General features: G+C 41.5%; 18 protein-coding genes and 1 pseudogene. 10 read left to right on the top strand and 9 right to left on the bottom strand.

Going from position 1 to position 16,397, the window contains the following annotated elements; all coding sequences use genetic code 11:
- The first annotated feature begins 316 nt into the window (after nt 1-316).
- Nucleotides 317-1,966, top strand: coding sequence for a hypothetical protein (locus V7K69_RS11595; RefSeq protein ID WP_335034390.1), 1,650 nt, complete (start codon nt 317-319; stop codon nt 1,964-1,966).
- On the opposite strand, the gene glsA is transcribed toward V7K69_RS11595, so the two are convergent.
- Nucleotides 1,943-2,857, bottom strand: a complete 915-nt coding sequence (gene glsA, locus V7K69_RS11590) for a glutaminase A (RefSeq protein ID WP_335034388.1) — start codon at nt 2,855-2,857, stop codon at nt 1,943-1,945. The two genes, V7K69_RS11595 and glsA, sit on opposite strands and share 24 nt — an antisense overlap.
- Before the next feature lie 54 nt (nt 2,858-2,911).
- Here glsA and V7K69_RS11585 point away from each other — a divergent pair, with 54 nt between their 5' ends.
- The 5 genes and pseudogenes from V7K69_RS11585 to V7K69_RS11565 all read left to right on the top strand — a co-directional run bounded on the left by V7K69_RS11585 (nt 2,912) and on the right by V7K69_RS11565 (nt 7,601).
- Nucleotides 2,912-4,441: a thioredoxin-like domain-containing protein gene (locus tag V7K69_RS11585; protein WP_335034386.1), complete on the top strand. Its 1,530-nt coding sequence runs from the start codon at nt 2,912-2,914 to the stop codon at nt 4,439-4,441.
- Nucleotides 4,442-4,527: 86 nt separating this feature from the next.
- Nucleotides 4,528-5,094, top strand: a pseudogene (locus V7K69_RS11580) (HAD family hydrolase); the annotation flags it as partial.
- 123 nt (nt 5,095-5,217) lie between these two features.
- A complete protein-coding gene (locus V7K69_RS11575; protein ID WP_335034588.1) occupies nt 5,218-5,571 on the top strand; it encodes a DUF952 domain-containing protein in 354 nt (117 codons plus the stop codon).
- A gap of 202 nt (nt 5,572-5,773) precedes the next feature.
- On the top strand, nt 5,774-6,424 hold the full coding sequence (locus V7K69_RS11570; RefSeq protein ID WP_335034384.1) for a Uma2 family endonuclease: 651 nt from the start codon (nt 5,774-5,776) through the stop codon (nt 6,422-6,424).
- Nucleotides 6,425-6,683: 259 nt separating this feature from the next.
- Nucleotides 6,684-7,601, top strand: coding sequence for an RluA family pseudouridine synthase (locus V7K69_RS11565; RefSeq protein ID WP_335034586.1), 918 nt, complete (start codon nt 6,684-6,686; stop codon nt 7,599-7,601).
- 191 nt (nt 7,602-7,792) lie between these two features.
- Here the strand turns inward: V7K69_RS11565 and V7K69_RS11560 are convergent, their stop codons facing one another.
- From V7K69_RS11560 to V7K69_RS11550, 3 genes are all read right to left on the bottom strand, one after another.
- Nucleotides 7,793-8,560 carry a phycobilisome rod-core linker polypeptide gene (locus V7K69_RS11560; RefSeq protein ID WP_335034381.1) on the bottom strand — a complete coding sequence of 256 codons (768 nt, stop codon included), beginning with the start codon at nt 8,558-8,560 and terminating at the stop codon, nt 7,793-7,795.
- Between the two features lie 385 nt (nt 8,561-8,945).
- The gene (locus V7K69_RS11555) at nt 8,946-9,491 is read right to left on the bottom strand and encodes a hypothetical protein (protein WP_335034379.1); all 546 of its coding nucleotides are present in this window, start codon (nt 9,489-9,491) and stop codon (nt 8,946-8,948) included.
- Nucleotides 9,488-10,105 (bottom strand): phycobiliprotein lyase, encoded by a 618-nt coding sequence (locus V7K69_RS11550; RefSeq protein WP_335034584.1) that lies wholly within the window; start codon nt 10,103-10,105, stop codon nt 9,488-9,490. The genes V7K69_RS11555 and V7K69_RS11550 overlap by 4 nt, the downstream gene beginning before the upstream one ends.
- Before the next feature lie 304 nt (nt 10,106-10,409).
- Here V7K69_RS11550 and V7K69_RS11545 point away from each other — a divergent pair, with 304 nt between their 5' ends.
- The 4 genes from V7K69_RS11545 to V7K69_RS11530 all read left to right on the top strand — a co-directional run bounded on the left by V7K69_RS11545 (nt 10,410) and on the right by V7K69_RS11530 (nt 12,866).
- On the top strand, nt 10,410-10,580 hold the full coding sequence (locus tag V7K69_RS11545; RefSeq protein WP_012410163.1) for an NblA/ycf18 family protein: 171 nt from the start codon (nt 10,410-10,412) through the stop codon (nt 10,578-10,580).
- A 323-nt stretch (nt 10,581-10,903) separates the two neighbouring features.
- Nucleotides 10,904-11,461, top strand: a complete 558-nt coding sequence (locus V7K69_RS11540; protein WP_322640160.1) for a bleomycin hydrolase — start codon at nt 10,904-10,906, stop codon at nt 11,459-11,461.
- Nucleotides 11,462-11,546: 85 nt separating this feature from the next.
- The gene (locus V7K69_RS11535) at nt 11,547-12,041 is read left to right on the top strand and encodes a bleomycin hydrolase (protein ID WP_335034377.1); all 495 of its coding nucleotides are present in this window, start codon (nt 11,547-11,549) and stop codon (nt 12,039-12,041) included.
- Between the two features lie 216 nt (nt 12,042-12,257).
- Nucleotides 12,258-12,866 carry a HEAT repeat domain-containing protein gene (locus V7K69_RS11530; protein WP_335034375.1) on the top strand — a complete coding sequence of 203 codons (609 nt, stop codon included), beginning with the start codon at nt 12,258-12,260 and terminating at the stop codon, nt 12,864-12,866.
- Nucleotides 12,867-12,922: 56 nt separating this feature from the next.
- On the opposite strand, the gene V7K69_RS11525 is transcribed toward V7K69_RS11530, so the two are convergent.
- The 5 genes from V7K69_RS11525 to V7K69_RS11505 all read right to left on the bottom strand — a co-directional run bounded on the left by V7K69_RS11525 (nt 12,923) and on the right by V7K69_RS11505 (nt 16,214).
- Nucleotides 12,923-13,321: a helix-turn-helix domain-containing protein gene (locus V7K69_RS11525; RefSeq protein ID WP_335034373.1), complete on the bottom strand. Its 399-nt coding sequence runs from the start codon at nt 13,319-13,321 to the stop codon at nt 12,923-12,925.
- Nucleotides 13,305-13,604, bottom strand: a complete 300-nt coding sequence (locus V7K69_RS11520) for a type II toxin-antitoxin system HigB family toxin (RefSeq protein ID WP_335034371.1) — start codon at nt 13,602-13,604, stop codon at nt 13,305-13,307. The genes V7K69_RS11525 and V7K69_RS11520 overlap by 17 nt, the downstream gene beginning before the upstream one ends.
- Nucleotides 13,605-13,809: 205 nt before the next feature.
- On the bottom strand, nt 13,810-14,718 hold the full coding sequence (locus V7K69_RS11515) for a HEAT repeat domain-containing protein (RefSeq protein ID WP_335034369.1): 909 nt from the start codon (nt 14,716-14,718) through the stop codon (nt 13,810-13,812).
- Between the two features lie 32 nt (nt 14,719-14,750).
- The gene (locus V7K69_RS11510) at nt 14,751-14,990 is read right to left on the bottom strand and encodes a hypothetical protein (RefSeq protein WP_335034367.1); all 240 of its coding nucleotides are present in this window, start codon (nt 14,988-14,990) and stop codon (nt 14,751-14,753) included.
- Nucleotides 14,991-15,506: 516 nt separating this feature from the next.
- Nucleotides 15,507-16,214: a DUF1838 family protein gene (locus V7K69_RS11505; RefSeq protein ID WP_335034582.1), complete on the bottom strand. Its 708-nt coding sequence runs from the start codon at nt 16,212-16,214 to the stop codon at nt 15,507-15,509.
- Nucleotides 16,215-16,397 lie beyond the last annotated feature (183 nt).

Here is a 16,397-nt window from a genome sequence, read left to right as displayed (position 1 = left end):
TTCAAACTATTTGTCTAAAAGTCAATAGATTAACCATTTTAATTTACAAAGAATAACAATTCGTAAGTTTTATGATTTTGCTGTATGCACTCGATTTCCAGCTTTTACTGCTATTACTCATGAACATTTGTGTCATATTTCCATTGTTGTAAGTAAAAAGCTGTAAAAAGTATGACTTGTTTTAACATTTACTGAAATAGACACAGGAAAACTTAGGAAATGTGAGGTAGATTTACCTTTTGGGCTATAGTGCCAGATGGACAGTTTGAGCGAAAATAATCTGTGCAATTGTCGAAGACTATCACTGGTGCAACGCATGAACTCGTGGCAGAAAAGGGTGTTAGAGAAGCTCCTCCCTGAGAGGTTCCCGATTCTTAGGTGGATAATGACATTGGTGCTGGTATTAAGCTTGACCAGTTGCGGCGATAAGGCTGATAGCCAGGAAGTATCTACTGGTTATAGAGAAAACCCTCCACAGATTTCTCAAATTTCAAAGCAATTTTCGGAAGTTTCCCCGCCATCTGTTATCCAAGCACTGCGTCCAAGTTTGGAGGTGTATCAGCCACAAGTGGCAATTCTGACTCCAAGACCTGATGAAGTTTTCCAAAATAATAAAGTTACAGCCAGTTTTCAGGTTAAGGATCTACCAATATTTAAAGACCCACAATTACAACTGGGGCCACATCTCCACGTAATTCTGGATAATCAACCTTATATTCCTGTTTATGATCTGAATCAACCCTTGGTTTTGCCAGAATTGTCTCCAGGTACTCATACCCTGCGCGTCTTTGCCTCTCGTCCTTGGCATGAAAGCTTTAAAAATGAAGGGGCTTATACCCAGACAACATTTCATGTTTTTACCAAAACAGACGACAATAACCCAGATCCCAAGTTACCTCTGCTAACTTACAGCCGTCCTCAAAGTAGCTACGGGGCAGAGCCAATCTTACTGGACTTTTATCTCACTAACGCTCCCTTGCACCTCGTTGACAAGGAAAACACTAACGAAGGATTTAGTGATTGGCGCATCCGCGTCACAATTAATGGTGAAAGCTTTGTTTTCGATCGCTGGCAAGCAGTTTATCTTAAAGGCTTCCAAACTGGTAAAAACTGGATAAAGCTAGAATTTCTCGATAATCAGGGAAATCCTCTCAAAAATGTCTTTAATACCACAGTCCGAGTCATTGACTTCCAGCCAAAGGGTAAAGATACTTTGTCGAAAATCGTGAGAGGAGAACTTACAGCAGATGAGGTACGTGGCATTGTAGACCCGAATTATAAACTTACACCTGCACCTTCTATTGAAAAAACACCCCAAATCCAACCGAAGCTAGAAAAGCAGCCTCTTCCTGAAACTGAAGCTCCAAAAGAATCTAAAACACAGCCAGAAGAACCAAAATTAGAAGTTCCAACAGTTGTACCATCTCCTACCTTATCCCCGACACCATCAGAACCACAGCCAACGGTAACGCCGACTCCAGAATCAACGCCGCTACCTGAAAAAGTTGTGCCTCAGCCAACTAAACCTAAAGTTGACGGATTTTTTAACCGTCGGGCGGGTAAGATACCTACTTCAGAAGTAACAGTTGAGCCATCTCCTAGTTTGCCACCCACGCTGCCAGAGATTATTGAGTCTCCTGCACCAGAAATAATTACGCCAACACTAGAACCAAAGCCAGAGGTAACGCCAACTCCTGAATCAACACCGTTACCTGAAAAAGTTACGCCTCAGCCAACAAAATCTAGATTTGGCGGATTTTTTCAGCGTCGAACCAGCAAGACACCTACTCCACAAGTAACAGTTGCGCCATCTCCGAGTTTGCCACCTGCACTGCCAGAGATTATTGAGTCTCCTGTATCAGAACCACAGCCAGAGGTAATAACAACTCCTGAATCAACGCCGTTACCTAAAATAAGCGCTCCCGAAGCAGAAAAACCAAAACTAAGCAAAGACACTCAACTGTAACTCTCGCGCTAAAGCCTCAATAAATGCGATCGCACCTACAGGATTTCCGATATCATCCAACCCAGGACTGTAGCAAGCGATCGCTCCCTCACTTGGTACTATTGCTACAAGTCCACCACCAATCCCTGATTTCATCGGTAAACCAACTCTGACTGCAAACTCGGCAGAAGCTTCATAAAGTCCACAAGTTAACATCACAGCATTGATAATCCGGCGATTCTGTGATTTCACCAACCCACTTTCACAAGCTAGAAGTTTTCCTAACAGGGCTAAATCTTCAACTCGCCCAGAAATACAGCATATTTGCTCATAAGTGTCAAGTGCTATTTCAAGATTTTCTAAATAACCTGTTTCGGCAAGATAGTTTGCGATCGCTTCATTAGCTGTTGAACGCGTTAATCGCACTGAAGCCAGCATTACTTCATCTAACCTGAGTTGGCAACCTGCTAATTGATTGAGCCATTGACAAAATAAAAGAGTGCGTTGGGTAGCATCCTTTCCTGGTAACTTATCAGCGAGGGTGATGGCCCCACTATTAATCATCGGGTTGCGGGGGCGGCCGCGATCGCTAACTAATTGTTCTAAAGAATTGAAGGGTGCATCCGATGGTTCTACCCCAACCCAGCCAAAAACCGTTTCTGCGCCAAAATGTTCCAGCAGATAAAGTAGAGAAAATGTCTTAATAACGCTCATTAGCGGGAAGATACAAGCGGTATCCCCAAAGCTGATATTTTTCCCCGATTCACAGCAGACGTGAACTGCAAACCAACCAGGATTAGCTTTTGCTAATTGCGGAATGCGATCGATAACTCGTCCCTGTTTAGCCAGAATTTTAGCTTGTTCTACCCAAGCTGATAACTCCGTAGTAGTTAATTTTTCAAGTCCTGTCACAACAGATATATCCAGATTAAATTACGAATTACGAACTACGAATTACGAACTATTATGCTTCCCCGTGTTAGAGCGCCAGAATTACCACAAAATTACTCTTGGCTCAATACCGATAAACCTTTGTCTCTTAAACAACTCAAGGGTAGAGTCGTAATTTTAGACTTTTGGACATACTGCTGTATAAATTGTCTGCATATTCTGCCAAACCTGAAATATTTAGAACAGAAATATAAAGATAGTCTTACCGTTATTGGTGTTCATTCTGCCAAATTTGACAACGAAAAAGAAATAGAAAATATTCGCCAAGCTATCCTGCGCTACGACGTTGAACACCCAGTTATAGTTGACAGCAATTTTCGACTTTGGGAGGAATATGCTGTACGTGCTTGGCCTACCTTAATAATTATTGATCCAGAAGGTTACGTGATTGGTCAGATTTCTGGAGAAGGAAACCGTGACACTTTAGACGAGTTGATTCAAAAACTAATTCAGCAACATCAAGATAAAGGCACGATTAATTTTCAAGAACTTAGTTTGATATTAGAAAAACAGCGCCAGCCATTAATTACTCCCCTAGCTTTTCCTGGTAAAGTTTTAGCTACCCAAGCGGGTTTGTTCATCGCTGACTCTGGACATCATCGCCTGGTTATGAGTAGCTTCGACGGTGAGATTCTGCACTTAATTGGTACTGGAAAATCTGGCTTAACCGATGGTGCTTTTAATGAAGCGCAGTTTTTTGCACCACAAGGAATGGCTTATGATGCAGAAAATCAAATTCTTTATGTTGCTGATACAGAAAATCATACCCTGCGGCGAGTTGACTTGAAGCGTCAAGTAGTGGAAGCGATCGCAGGAACTGGAGAACAAAGCCGGAATATTCATCCTCATGGTGGTGTTGGTTTAGAAACTGCACTTAATTCCCCTTGGGATTTAGTGAAAGTGGGAAATACCTTATTTATTGCAATGGCTGGGCCGCATCAAATCTGGGAAATGGATTTAGAAACTAGCATGATTAAAACTTATGCTGGTACTGGTGCAGAAGCTTGCGTTGATGGTTCGCTTACCGAATCTGCTTTTGCTCAACCCAGTGGTATTAGCACCGATGGAAAAGAATTATATATCGCTGACAGTGAAGTTAGTTCAATTCGTGGTGTGGGAATTGTAGAACCGTATCAAGTACGAACTATTTGCGGTAGTGGGGGTTTATTTGGTTTTGGTGACGTTGATGAACAAGGTGAAGATGTCCGTTTACAACATTGTTTAGGAGTGGAATTTGCTCAAAATTCTCTGTGGGTAGCAGATACCTACAATCACAAAATTAAATTAGTTAGTCCGAGTGGCAATTGTCAAACAGTTTTAGGAAACGGTTCTGCTGGTTTACAAGATGGACAAGGTAAAAATAGCCGATTTTTTGAACCTTCAGGATTGAGTGTTAACGGCTCACATTTATATGTTGCTGATACCAATAATCATGTCATCCGCCGCGTAGATTTGAATACTTTTGAGGTAACAACACTAGATTTTTTTGGGTTATGTGCGCCAGATATTTGCATTCCGCCGAATGTAACTGCTACTGATTTTTAACCTTATGTAGATGGTAATTGTTTTGAGCGATCGCTTAATTGGCTTCTCAGATTCTAAAATTAACTGTGAGTTACAATAAATATACTATGCAATTAGTAATTTTTGATGTTGATGGTACACTAACAAATACCTACAAAATTGATGAAAATTGTTTTGTACGCGCTCTTGCATTAGAGTTTGGTATTTTTGGTATAAATACAAATTGGGCTGAATACGGATACACTACAGATTCTGGAATTACTCAGCAAATTTTCCAAGAAAAATTAGAACGTCTTCCTTTAGGTGAAGAGTTAGTTAGACTCAAAGCACGTTTTGTTAGTCTACTTCAGGAAGCTTTTATTAACAACCAAGATTCATTCAGTGAAATTACTGGTGCAGCAAATGTATTAGCTAAATTACAGCTAGATCCTGATTGGTATGTTGCGATCGCAACTGGTGGTTGGCGTGAGTCTGCTAAACTAAAACTTCAAAAAGCTAACTTAGAAATAGAAGGTGTCCCCTTAGCTTCAGCTAATGATGCACTTTCACGAGAAGATATTATTAAAACAGCTATTATCAAAGCAGAGAAGTTTTATCAAGTTGAAAAATTTCAGAAAGTCGTTTTTGTCGGTGATGGTGTTTGGGATGTAAAAGCAGCCTATGGCTTGAGTATTGCTTTTATTGGAATAGGTGATAAAAAATTAACAAGTGTAGGCGCTACAAGAGTAATTAAAGACTTTACAAACTTAGAGAATTTTCTAAAAATATTACAAGACGCAGCAATTCCTAGATTATCTATGAACATCATTCTCCACATTACCAAACGCCAACAATGGGAACAGGCAAAAAATCTTGGTACATATCGCGCTGATTCGTTAGACAGTGAAGGTTTTATACATTGTTCAAAATCAACGCAAATACTCAAAGTTGCAAAGAGATTTTTTAATAATCAAAAAGAATTAGTACTACTTTTTATTGATTCTGAGAAAGTACAAGCTGAAATTCGTTATGAAGAGGCTGAAATCGGTGAATTATTTCCTCACATTTATGGTGAGTTAAATGTTGATGCTGTGTATCAAGTGGTTGATTTTGAAGCTGGGGAAGATGGTTTGTTTGAGTTGCCGCAAGAAGTTATAGAATTAGAAGAATAACGAACCGCTAAGGACGCAAAGGGCGCAAAGAAGGAAGATGAAAAGTCCAAGGTTTGAGGTGGGTGTTTATATTAATAAAATTGCGTTATTGTTGGATTTATAGCCAATGGGTAGGGCGTTGGCTACATCCAATTTGGTAAAATTCTCTTTTCGCTCATCTAAAATTTGAGTAAAAATGAAATCATTTAACAGCTAACATCCTATGGTTACTCTTCAACTAAAACAAATTCGAGTTCCAGCAGGGCAAAGAATAATCCTGGAAGATGTGAGTTGGCAAGTATTTGAAGCAATTCTCAACGAGTTAGGAGAGCATCGTGGAAGTCGAGTAGCATACAGCCAAGGAACACTAGAAATTATGGCTCCATTACCAGAACATGAGCGGGCGAAGGTAATTATTGGAGACTTAGTGAAAGCCTTGTTAGATGAACTCGATCTGAATTGGGAATCTTTAGGTTCAACTACCTTTAAACGAAAAGATATAAGTGCAGGTATTGAACCTGATGATTGTTTTTATATTCAAAACTATCAGCTCATGATTGGCAAAGATAAGATCGACTTAACAGTTGATCCTCCTCCTGATTTAGCGATTGAAATTGATGTCACCTCTAAAACCCAAATTAGTGCATATCAGGCGTTAAAAGTACCTGAAATTTGGCGATATGAAAGTAAAAATTTAGAAATTAACTTATTGCAAGGTGAACAATATATAAAGTCTCTCACAAGCGCCATATTTCCTGGTTTTCCTGTCAATAAAATAATTCCTCAGTTTGTGGAAATGGCACGAACCACAGGAACAAGTTCAGCACTTAGATCATTTCGACAATGGTTAAAAGAACAAAGACAAGACAGCTAGGATAAATAGAATTTACCCCTGTACAAACAAAATTTCAGTCCAAATTAAGGTTTTCAAACCCACTTCTTTCGGTTTTGGTTGTGTAGACTAGGTTTCTAACCACCCCAATAAAGAGATTCCGCGCTTTACTTAAAGAAAGGGGAATTAATAATCCAGAGCAATTGTGACCGAATTTAATTTACAAATCCAAGAAAATAGCGATCGCTTGTCTTCTCATATAGAGGATGCAGCACTTAACTTACTTCCCTCCAGTAATACGATACACTGCACCGACACTAAAGGCGATCGCATTGACCGTTTCCTTTCCCAAGAATTACCAGATTTATCCCGTTCGCGCATCCAGCAGTTAATCGAACAGGGTAATGTGCAACTTAATGATAAAGTTTGCACTTCTAAGAAGATCAATGTCAAGCTAGGCGATCACATCACTCTGGAAATACCAGAAGCACAACCCCTAGAACTGCTAGCAGAAGATATCCCTTTAGATATTCTCTACGAAGATGACCAATTACTTATTCTCAACAAACCCGCAGGCTTAGTTGTCCATCCCGCACCCGGTCATCCAGATGGCACACTGGTAAATGCTTTGTTGGCTCACTGTCCCAATTTACCAGGAATTGGCGGAGTCCAACGTCCGGGAATCGTCCATCGATTGGATAAGGATACAACAGGAGCGATCGCGATCGCAAAAACAGAAGTTGCCCATCATCACCTACAAGCTCAACTGAAAGCTAAAACCGCACGCAGAGAATACTTGGGCGTAGTTTACGGTGCGCCAAAAGTTGAGAGTGGCACAATTGACTTACCCATTGGTCGCCATCCCCAAGACCGCAAAAAAATGGCTATTATGCCTATTGAACAAGGCGGACGATCTGCCGTCACTCATTGGCAAGTATTAGAACGTCTTGGAAATTTCACTTTAATCCGCTTCCAACTAGAAACTGGACGCACCCATCAAATTCGTGTCCATAGCGCCAAAATGGGTCATCCCATTGTCGGCGACCCAGTTTATAGTTCTGGTCATTCAGTGGGCGTAAATTTGACTGGTCAAGCACTACACGCTTGGCGGCTAAGATTACAGCATCCCCTATCCGGCGAGATGATTGAGGTGACAGCTACCCCTCCCACCCAATTTACAAAACTTTTGGAGATGCTAAAAAGACGAACTACACTTTAGCTCATCCCAATTCCCAATTCCCAATTCCCAATTCCCGATTCCCAATTCCCATTAACAACTAGCGTGCATCAGACATGGGATAGAGTCTGTTTCACTAGTTATACCTAAATGAAACTCCTACATAACCCAAGACTCATGCACGCTATAAAATGATCAAAGCGATGTACTAGACAGCCGCCGACCAAAAATTGTTACTTAATTCCAGCTAACTGGCGATAAGGTACAGACTTTTCGATATCGATGTTGAATGACGAGATTCTTTGTGGCGTATTGCCAGTTGCATTGACACTTTGTGCCATAGACAAAAACAGAGCTGGATCGCCAGCTTTTGGCTTTTGCTCTTGTGGAAGGAATCTGCGTACTTCGACCTGCCAAATGATTTGGGGGAAACCCAGTTTGGCACGGTGGTAATCTTCGTATCGCGGAGATTTGATGTTAAATGGCAACTCACCTGTAGATTGAGATGGCAGTATCCGACGGCGCTGATAAGGCACTGTGGAATATCCAAAATTGCTCAGGTACTCTTCAGTGTTGAGAACTTCATCAACGAAGCCTACAATACCCTTGGTAGCAACCACAATTGACCAAGCGATTTTTTCCCGCTCGTTGTATGGGTCACGTCCTAGAACGCGCTGAATTACTTGCTCAACAAAGCGATAATTATTGTTGAGGTCGTAAAAGCTTTTCTTAAAGGTATTAGAAAGCACCAATCCACGAACAAAGTCCCGTACTGTAATTTGTCCATTACGGAGTTGAGACTCTAAATATGTTTCGCGGTCAGCAGCAAAAGCATAAAAGAAAAGTTGACGATATGCTGCTTCAATCAAATCGCCTAAATCTGATGGAGACAGGATATTGTCTGTATTAAAAATCCTGGGCTGTTCATCACCCGGTACTTCATATCCAGCGACACGCTGGTTTTGACTTGAAGGTTCATATTCTAACAGAGGAATTGCCATTCTAAAGCCTCCATGTTCTTAATTAAAGTTAACAACTTTAAATCACATATTAAGGGAGTAGTTGTATCAGAACCTCAGATTCTGATAAAATTTCACGAAACTTAACTAAGGGTGATTTTAAGTATTGGGTATGAAAAACGATTAGCACACTGGATTCAACCCATAGCTAATCAATAAAAAAAGTAGTGCAACTTCCAGCTTAATAGTTACTGTAAATGACTAAAAAATTTTATTCACATATTTCAGATTAGAAGATTGAGTTTCACTTTTTTTAACTGAAGCAATAAAATTTAACATTTAGCAAAAGAAATTAATGGAAGATTGGGAATTGGGAATTGGGAATTGCATTAGTTATTTCCCTCCTGCCTCCTGCCTCCTGCCTCCTTCAACGACCTATCCAAAATTCCAGAGGATCTATGGTTGACTTACAGTAAGGCCAGCTACGCAAAGTTGCTTCCATTCCTTTCTCCCAGTAGGGTGGTTCTAATCCCAGTCCTAAACATAAATGAGATAGGATGCTAGCAAACTGCTGATTGTGACCAAAGTCTCCTAGATGGGCATGGGCGTATTCATGGACGACTACACCAAACCAGTCTTTCGGTGCAACTCGACCGACATCTACCAGAATAGTGATTGGATTTGTGAGAATATTGCACAGCCCGTCTATACCAAAAGATTGAGCTATGGGGACTGCAAAAATTTGGATGTGACGACGCTCTTGTGGATGAAAGCACTCATGACAAACTTCTAAGTAGGCGTTGATCTGAGCGTTTACGGTGTTAATATTTTCGCCAATCCAAGTGCAAATGGGGATGCGATCGCGCAGGTTATCGAACACATCTACCATTCCCGGCTCTAGGGCAAGTCTCTGCACCCGATGCAGATAATCTTGCCCACGAGTAAAAGCATCACTTTGCTTGAGATAATTCACCAACCCAGAACTGAATAAAACTGTTTTTTTTCTAGAATATCCTGCCCAAGGCTTTCTGTTACCTGTTCTGTGTTGGAAACCTCAACAGAACTTTCGATGCGGCTTTCAGTACAAAACGATGCCGTGCTAAAGCCACCAAACCGTTTTACTGTACTGGTTCGAAGTCGCATATTTGGGCTGGCAAACCAGAACCTCTCAATAGAACTCATTGTTTCGTATTCGGTTGTTAACACTAGTCCATCTTCATCATCCATGTGAAAAAGACCGACTACAGGCACAATTTCGGCATAGCCTCTTTCGCGTAGTAATTTGCCAGCCCTTGGGTTATCCTCATCAGGCACGATCGCAAATATAGTTTTCCCCTGATGGTTCTCTTCGTTCTCTCTATCCCAAGCCATTGTGCCTAGCCAACGCACACGTGACCCTCCTACTGAAAGGCTGGGGTCAATTTCGTGATACTGGCACAGTTCAATGATTTCTGGATGATTGGCTTCCAGAGTTTCTACTTGTATATCCGATTCTCCAGTCTCTGAGCGCTTGAACGCCAGATGATGAGTTGCTCGTTGCGATCGCCACTTACCAGCACTTAGCTGGAAAAATTCCATTGCGTCTATCAATCTTCTGACTCCTACTTATGACTCCTGCGGATGATGTTATACGTGTTTTTTATTTTTACAGTTATTGGTATATAAACATTCTAAACATTACAGCGATTAGCGATCAGCTTCAACAAACTCCCTACAAACGCAGGGTGAAATAGAGATGTTGTTACCTAATTGTAAATTTTTGTGAGGGTGGTTATTTATAGCTTGACAATGTGGACAGTTTAATATCTCGGTGCTAGAATAACTTAAAGCGATCGTCTTCACATTACTAGTAACAACCGATACCTTCGATTCAGTCAATCAGAGGAGTGTAATGATGGATTTTCCAGTCGAATTAACATTAGAGCAACAGTTTCGCTTACAAAACTTGAAAGACCAGGTAAAGAGTTTGAGCCAACAAGAAGCTCAGGAATTTTTGTTAGAAGTTTTACGGCAGATGATGGTAAAAGATAATTTGGTCAAACATCTGCTAAAACAAGCTTGATAAAGTAAAAAAAAGAATATCCTTAAGACTTACGCAGTGGCAGAGTTCCGTTGAAATGCGTAAGTCTTAATTTTTTAGAGGTAGGGGGCAGGGGAGATGAGGGAGACAAGGGGACAAGGAGATAAACAAAACTCTTAACTCAGCACTCCTTACGCCCAATTCCCAATGCCCAAATTAAATATTACAGATTATTACTTTGTCTCTCATAGTAAAGACTAGGGCACTATTGATCCCCTATGTTTTTGTTTGGCTACTCGCAGTTAATTCTGATCGAGAACACGCCAAAAATAATATCCGCCATTTGTGAATATTAAGGAGAACTCATGGTTCTTGATGCTTTTTCCAGAGCTGTAATTGCAGCTGATGCCAAAACCGCTCCTATCGGTGGTGCTGACTTAGCAGCCCTTAAGTCTTTCATTGCTGAAGGCAACAAGCGCCTTGATGCTGTGAATGCGATCGCTAGCAACGCTAGCTGTGCAGTTTCTGATGCCATTGCTGGTATTGCTTGTGAAAACACAGGTTTGCTTCAAGCTGGTGGTAACTTGTACCCCACTCGCCGGATGGCTGCTTGCCTACGTGATGCTGAAATCGTTCTGCGCTATGTAACTTATGCGTTATTGGCTGGCGATTCTTCTGTGTTAGACGATCGCGCTTTGAACGGTTTGAAAGAAACCTACACAGCTTTGGGCGTACCTACTGGATCTTCTGTACGTGCTTTCCAAATCCTGAAGGCTATCAGCGTTGCTCACATCACCAACACCAATACTGAAGCTAACGCTGGCAAAAGATTCCGTAAACTGGAAACTCCTCAAGGCGACTGCTCTGCTTTAGCTGCTGAAGCTGCTAGCTACTTCGATCGCGTTATTTCTGCTTTGAGCTAATTGCTAATTCCTAACGGCTAAAGCCTATTAGTCAAGCCAACTGAAATTAAAACTCGATCAAATCAAATCTGGAGTATAAAAAGCAATGAAATCAGTTATCACTACAGTTATTGGATCTGCTGATGCAGCAGGTCGTTTCCCAACTTCCTCCGATCTAGAATCTGTTCAAGGTAGCATTCAGCGTGCTAGCGCTCGTTTAGAAGCTGCTGAAAAGTTGGCTGCTGGTATTGATGCAGTCGCTAAAGAAGGTTATGATGCTGCCTTTAAGAAATATCCTTACCTGAGCCAAGAAGGTGAAGCTGGGGACACTCAAGTTAAGAAAGACAAGTGCCTCCGTGACATCAAGCACTACCTACGCTTGATCAACTACAGCTTGGTTGTGGGCGGTACTGGCCCTCTGGATGAGTGGGGTATTGCAGGCGCTCGTGAAGTTTATCGCTCTTTAAATCTGCCTACTGCTCCCTACGTTACAGCGTTGACCTACACTCGCGATCGCGCTTGTTCTCCGCGTGATATGTCTCCTCAAGCATTGGTTGAATTCCGCGCTCTCCTCGACTACGTAATCAACTCCCTTTCATAGTAATAGGATTTGACTAGACGTAGACGAGCGATCGTCATACTCTAAAACTTAGGGACTCTCAGTCTGTTGCTTTGCCTGTATCTGGTTGAGTGATTGATCAAGAGTCCCTTAGTTGTTACTAATTCGTAATGACGCTCCTACGTCGCTAACGCTGCGCTAACGTAATTCGTAATTAATGATTGAACCTGGGGGATTTAAACAGGGAAATTTTCTTTTATGACGATAGATTCATTATTTGAACAATTGAAACACCCCAACCCTAATCTGCGGGAACGAGCCATGTGGGAACTGGCTGATGTTCGTGATGAAAATACGATTTCTCGCCTGATGGGTATTTTGGATGAAGAAGATGTGACTTACCGTCGTGCTGCTGTTAAGGCACTGGGTGCTATTGGTACAGATGCTGTCCCATCATTGGTAGATTCATTAGTAAATAGCGAGAATGCAACTATTAGGGGTAGTTGTGCTAAGGCTCTGGCACAGGTTGCTGCTAACCATCCAGATGTTCCTTTCCCAGATGAGGGGTTAGAGGGATTGAAGACAGCACTCAACGATCCAAATGCCGTTGTCTATATTGCATCAGTAATGGCACTAGGTGAAATTGGTTCTCCTGCCTTTGAGATTTTGGCTGAGGCTTTGAAAACAATAGATAATGTTGCGCTGGCTGTGGCGATTGTTAATGCACTGGGTTCGATGGGTGATATGCGGGGAGTGGAAGTGTTGACAGCATTAACTAATGATGAATCTGCCGATCCTTATGTCCGTGAATCAGCAGTAAGTGCTTTGCCCCGATTAGATCAGGTGATTAATTATAAAGGAAGGTAGCGATCGCTGTCTTCTTTTATACAACTACTTTTATCAATTCTAATAGAGCGGATACATTAGATGAACAGACTGGGTGTCACCTTGAAGTAATCTGCAAGTGCCTTAGCTTGTGCCTTACTAATCGATCGCTTACCGTTTACAACCTCAGACACAACACCACTCGATCCGATAATGCCCACTAAGTCAGCTTGACGAGTATCACTAGCTTCCATAATGTGTTGGAGAATTTCATGCGGTGCAGATTCATCCATTGGATAGTTCTGTGCCTCATACACTTCAATCAGCGTTACTATCAGCTTATGCAGAGCTTGTTCTTCTGGAGTTCGATTCTTGCAAAACGTTAGGCGCTCTGCCACAGCTAGGGTGCGCTCATACTCTTCTTCCGTCTCAATCACCTTGGGAGCAACTTCAGCGAGCAGAATACTATAAGCAGCTTGGTCAAAAGTAAGGGTCATTTTTCCATTTACCTTTGTCGTATTCAGTGTGAGTTAGAAAGTATTTGTAATAAACCGTTTGGTTTTCGTAATCAATACCGACAATCAGGCGATAGTCATTCCCTTTGATATTAAATACAGTAAAATTTCCAACCGCTTCCGCATCGCGATAAATCTGACGAACGTCCTCCAAGTTCCGCCATTCCACTTTTTTGACGGTTGCGTACCAGCCGTCAATTTGCTTTTTGACATCGGTGTACTGGGCAGCATCAATGCGGAGGTTACGAATCGCAATCAGATGCATTTTTCTTTACGTTCTTTGTCTATATTTATTAATAATCAATAGGACTTACGCAAAAATACACGCAATAGGGGCAATTCATGAATTCCCCTACCTGGAAATTAGGGTTTAGGCTATTTTTTGCGTAAGTCTTGATCAATAAAAAACTAATTGCTAATTAAATACTCTCAAAAAGAGAGGAAAATGTCAAGATGTAAATATACATACCCTATTCCCAAGAATCTTCCTCTAACTGTCTCTCAATTTGAGAAATCGCTAACTTGATCACCGCCTGAACTCCTACTTCCTGTTCTTGGGTTAATGCGGCTTGCAGTGGTTCTAAGGCAGTGCGATCGCCAATTTTCATTAATGCTAGAGCCGCCGCTTTTCGGGTTTCCCAATCGGGATGATGCAGTAACTCAACTAGATTAGGAATCGCGGGTTGATAAGCCAGACTGCCCAAAGCAGAGGCCGCTTCACACCGCACCATTAGAGATGAATCGGTGAGAGCGTTCACTAGAATGTGAAATGCTCCTTCTTCAGTACCTTCTTCAGCAATTTTAGCGATCGCACCCACCACCGCAGCACGAACATCAGCCCAGTCTGAGTTAATTTCTCGATATAAATGCTCCTTCGCCTCTGCTCCAATAAATCCCAACGCCCATACCGCATGACCTTTGGCACTTTCTGGATACTCGCTTGATGCTAAGATTTGTAGCAATGCTGGTACAGCTGCCTCGCCAATTTTGGCAAGCCCCCCCACCGCCGAGGTTTTAACCACCGTATCTTCGTCATTTAAGAGGGCATTAACCAAAGTGGGAACTGCGATCGGATCGGCAATCAGTGTCAGGGTTTTGGCGCTGGCTCTACGTACAACTGGGTTGGGGTGATTTGCCACAGCTTCCATTAACAAAGGGGTCGCGGGTTTACCGACTTTACCCAGCGCCTCTGCAAAACTCAACCTAACCATCCCCCGTGAGTCTCCCATACTCTCAATCATCTGCTTGAGTAGTTCTTGATCATCAGGGTTGAAGGAGTTTAAGGCTAATTGCTCATTCACTGCTGCTAGTATTGCATCAGTTTCTGCCTGGGAAAGATGTAACGAATCTTCCCCGGATTGAGTTTTCGAGTCGAGCATTATGACTTATAGCTAAATTATCAAGATGATTACTAGTTATTGACGCTCAGAGCTGCTTGCTGATTACGCAGTTCTTGGAGGGCAGAATCAATTTTAGCAAGTTCAGGCTCCAGTTGTGCCATAACATTTACCCTCATCAACTTCGCCCGTTTTGCTGTTTCTGTAGTTTCTTGAACGAGACGTTCCCGATATAGCTCAAGTTCTGCAATCACTTCGGCGACATCTTGAGAAGTTATGTTATCGGTTGTTGTGAATTCTGAGGTTTCATCCATAACTTTTGTTTCCTAAATGCGTGTTTATATGAATGATGTGTAGTCAGTGTTGGACTATCGTTTATATTTGGTTACTTGCTAAAGGTCAACACTTAGCAAATACATAAAATGGAACGATTGGCAAGAGGCAAGTAACTAAGTAGCTGGCAAATGCGTATATTATGATCTTCTCAGATCGCGTTACCACTGGTAAAGCTTTTTGATAGAAATCTTCAAAAGTCGAACTCAACTACAGCTTTTGATCTAAGTTCTGCAAGTTTTCTAGGTTTTTTAAGTTGAAGTGTGTAGGTGTAGCCCGTCGTAGATATCGCGCTAGTATGGTTACGCCATAAAACTAACTGATGCAAAACTACAGGCTATAGAGTTAATTCAAATACGGTTCAGTTAAGGCTTGACTATTTAGGACTTACGCATTCACAAGAAATACCAAATAATAGATTAAGGTTAAAAACCATATCTTTCGTAAAGGCACAGCATGGTCTATTTACAATCGCCCATTCCCAATTCCCAATTATTTTAAGATGTTTCCTCTAGTGGGAAAATATTTCCTCGCAAGTAGGATTCAAAATTTTTCTTAAAGTATTGAATGCTTGTCACATTTGGTTCATCGCTTTCTGTTGGCGTGAACTCATAAATTGGTACTTTTGTCCTTACCAACTCGACCAAGCTAGGATGAAGCTGCTCAAAAGAATCTACTCTAAATATTGTTGTTTCAAATCTTAATTTAGCTGGATGAGCATAACCCAACTTCATCCAGGGCAACCAAGGACAGTCTCTCGCCCATTTAGCCGGCGGGACTTCAGTTGCATCAGGTCGACAAGTATTTGATATAAAGTACTCAACTCCCTTAAACTTTTCTCCAGGGCAATAATCTAAATATTTACTATCTCCTGCTAAAGGATGTGGGTATTCTAAAGGAATTTCCATAACCGAGGTAATGTATCCTTTCCCTTTGGGTATAACAGATTTCTTTGGTTTGACTGAGCCTTGGACAATCCGGTTAGCAATGTGAACTACTGGTACTGGTTGACTTGCTGTCGGTGACTGCCAAAAATGCAGAATTTGTTGAGTATGTGGATCGCAAAATAAACCCAACTCTCTATTGATGCGATACCCGACTTCGCCATGTTCAGGATCGGGTTTGAGAAATACTTTAGTAGCATTCATCCCAATAATAGAGAACAATTTTTCTTTTGGCTTGTCTGGTGTTTCTTGCCACCAAATTTATCCAGACCAGTTGTAATAAAGCTGTAAGCCATGATTTTTTCTGTAAAAATCGAGGTTGTTAAATTCGTAGTCATCTAAATAGTCATTCATATATAGGTATCTGCTTTGATTTGTGAAGTAGTTTGGTTTAAAAAGCAATAGGCAATGGGAAAGAAAGCTTTTTTGGTTGTACCTAGCTTT

The organism is Nostoc sp., assembly GCF_036917775.1.
Classification (GTDB): domain Bacteria; phylum Cyanobacteriota; class Cyanobacteriia; order Cyanobacteriales; family Nostocaceae; genus Nostoc.
The sequence above is the reverse complement of the archived record's forward strand: the minus strand, read 5'-3'. Positions and strand labels throughout refer to the sequence as shown.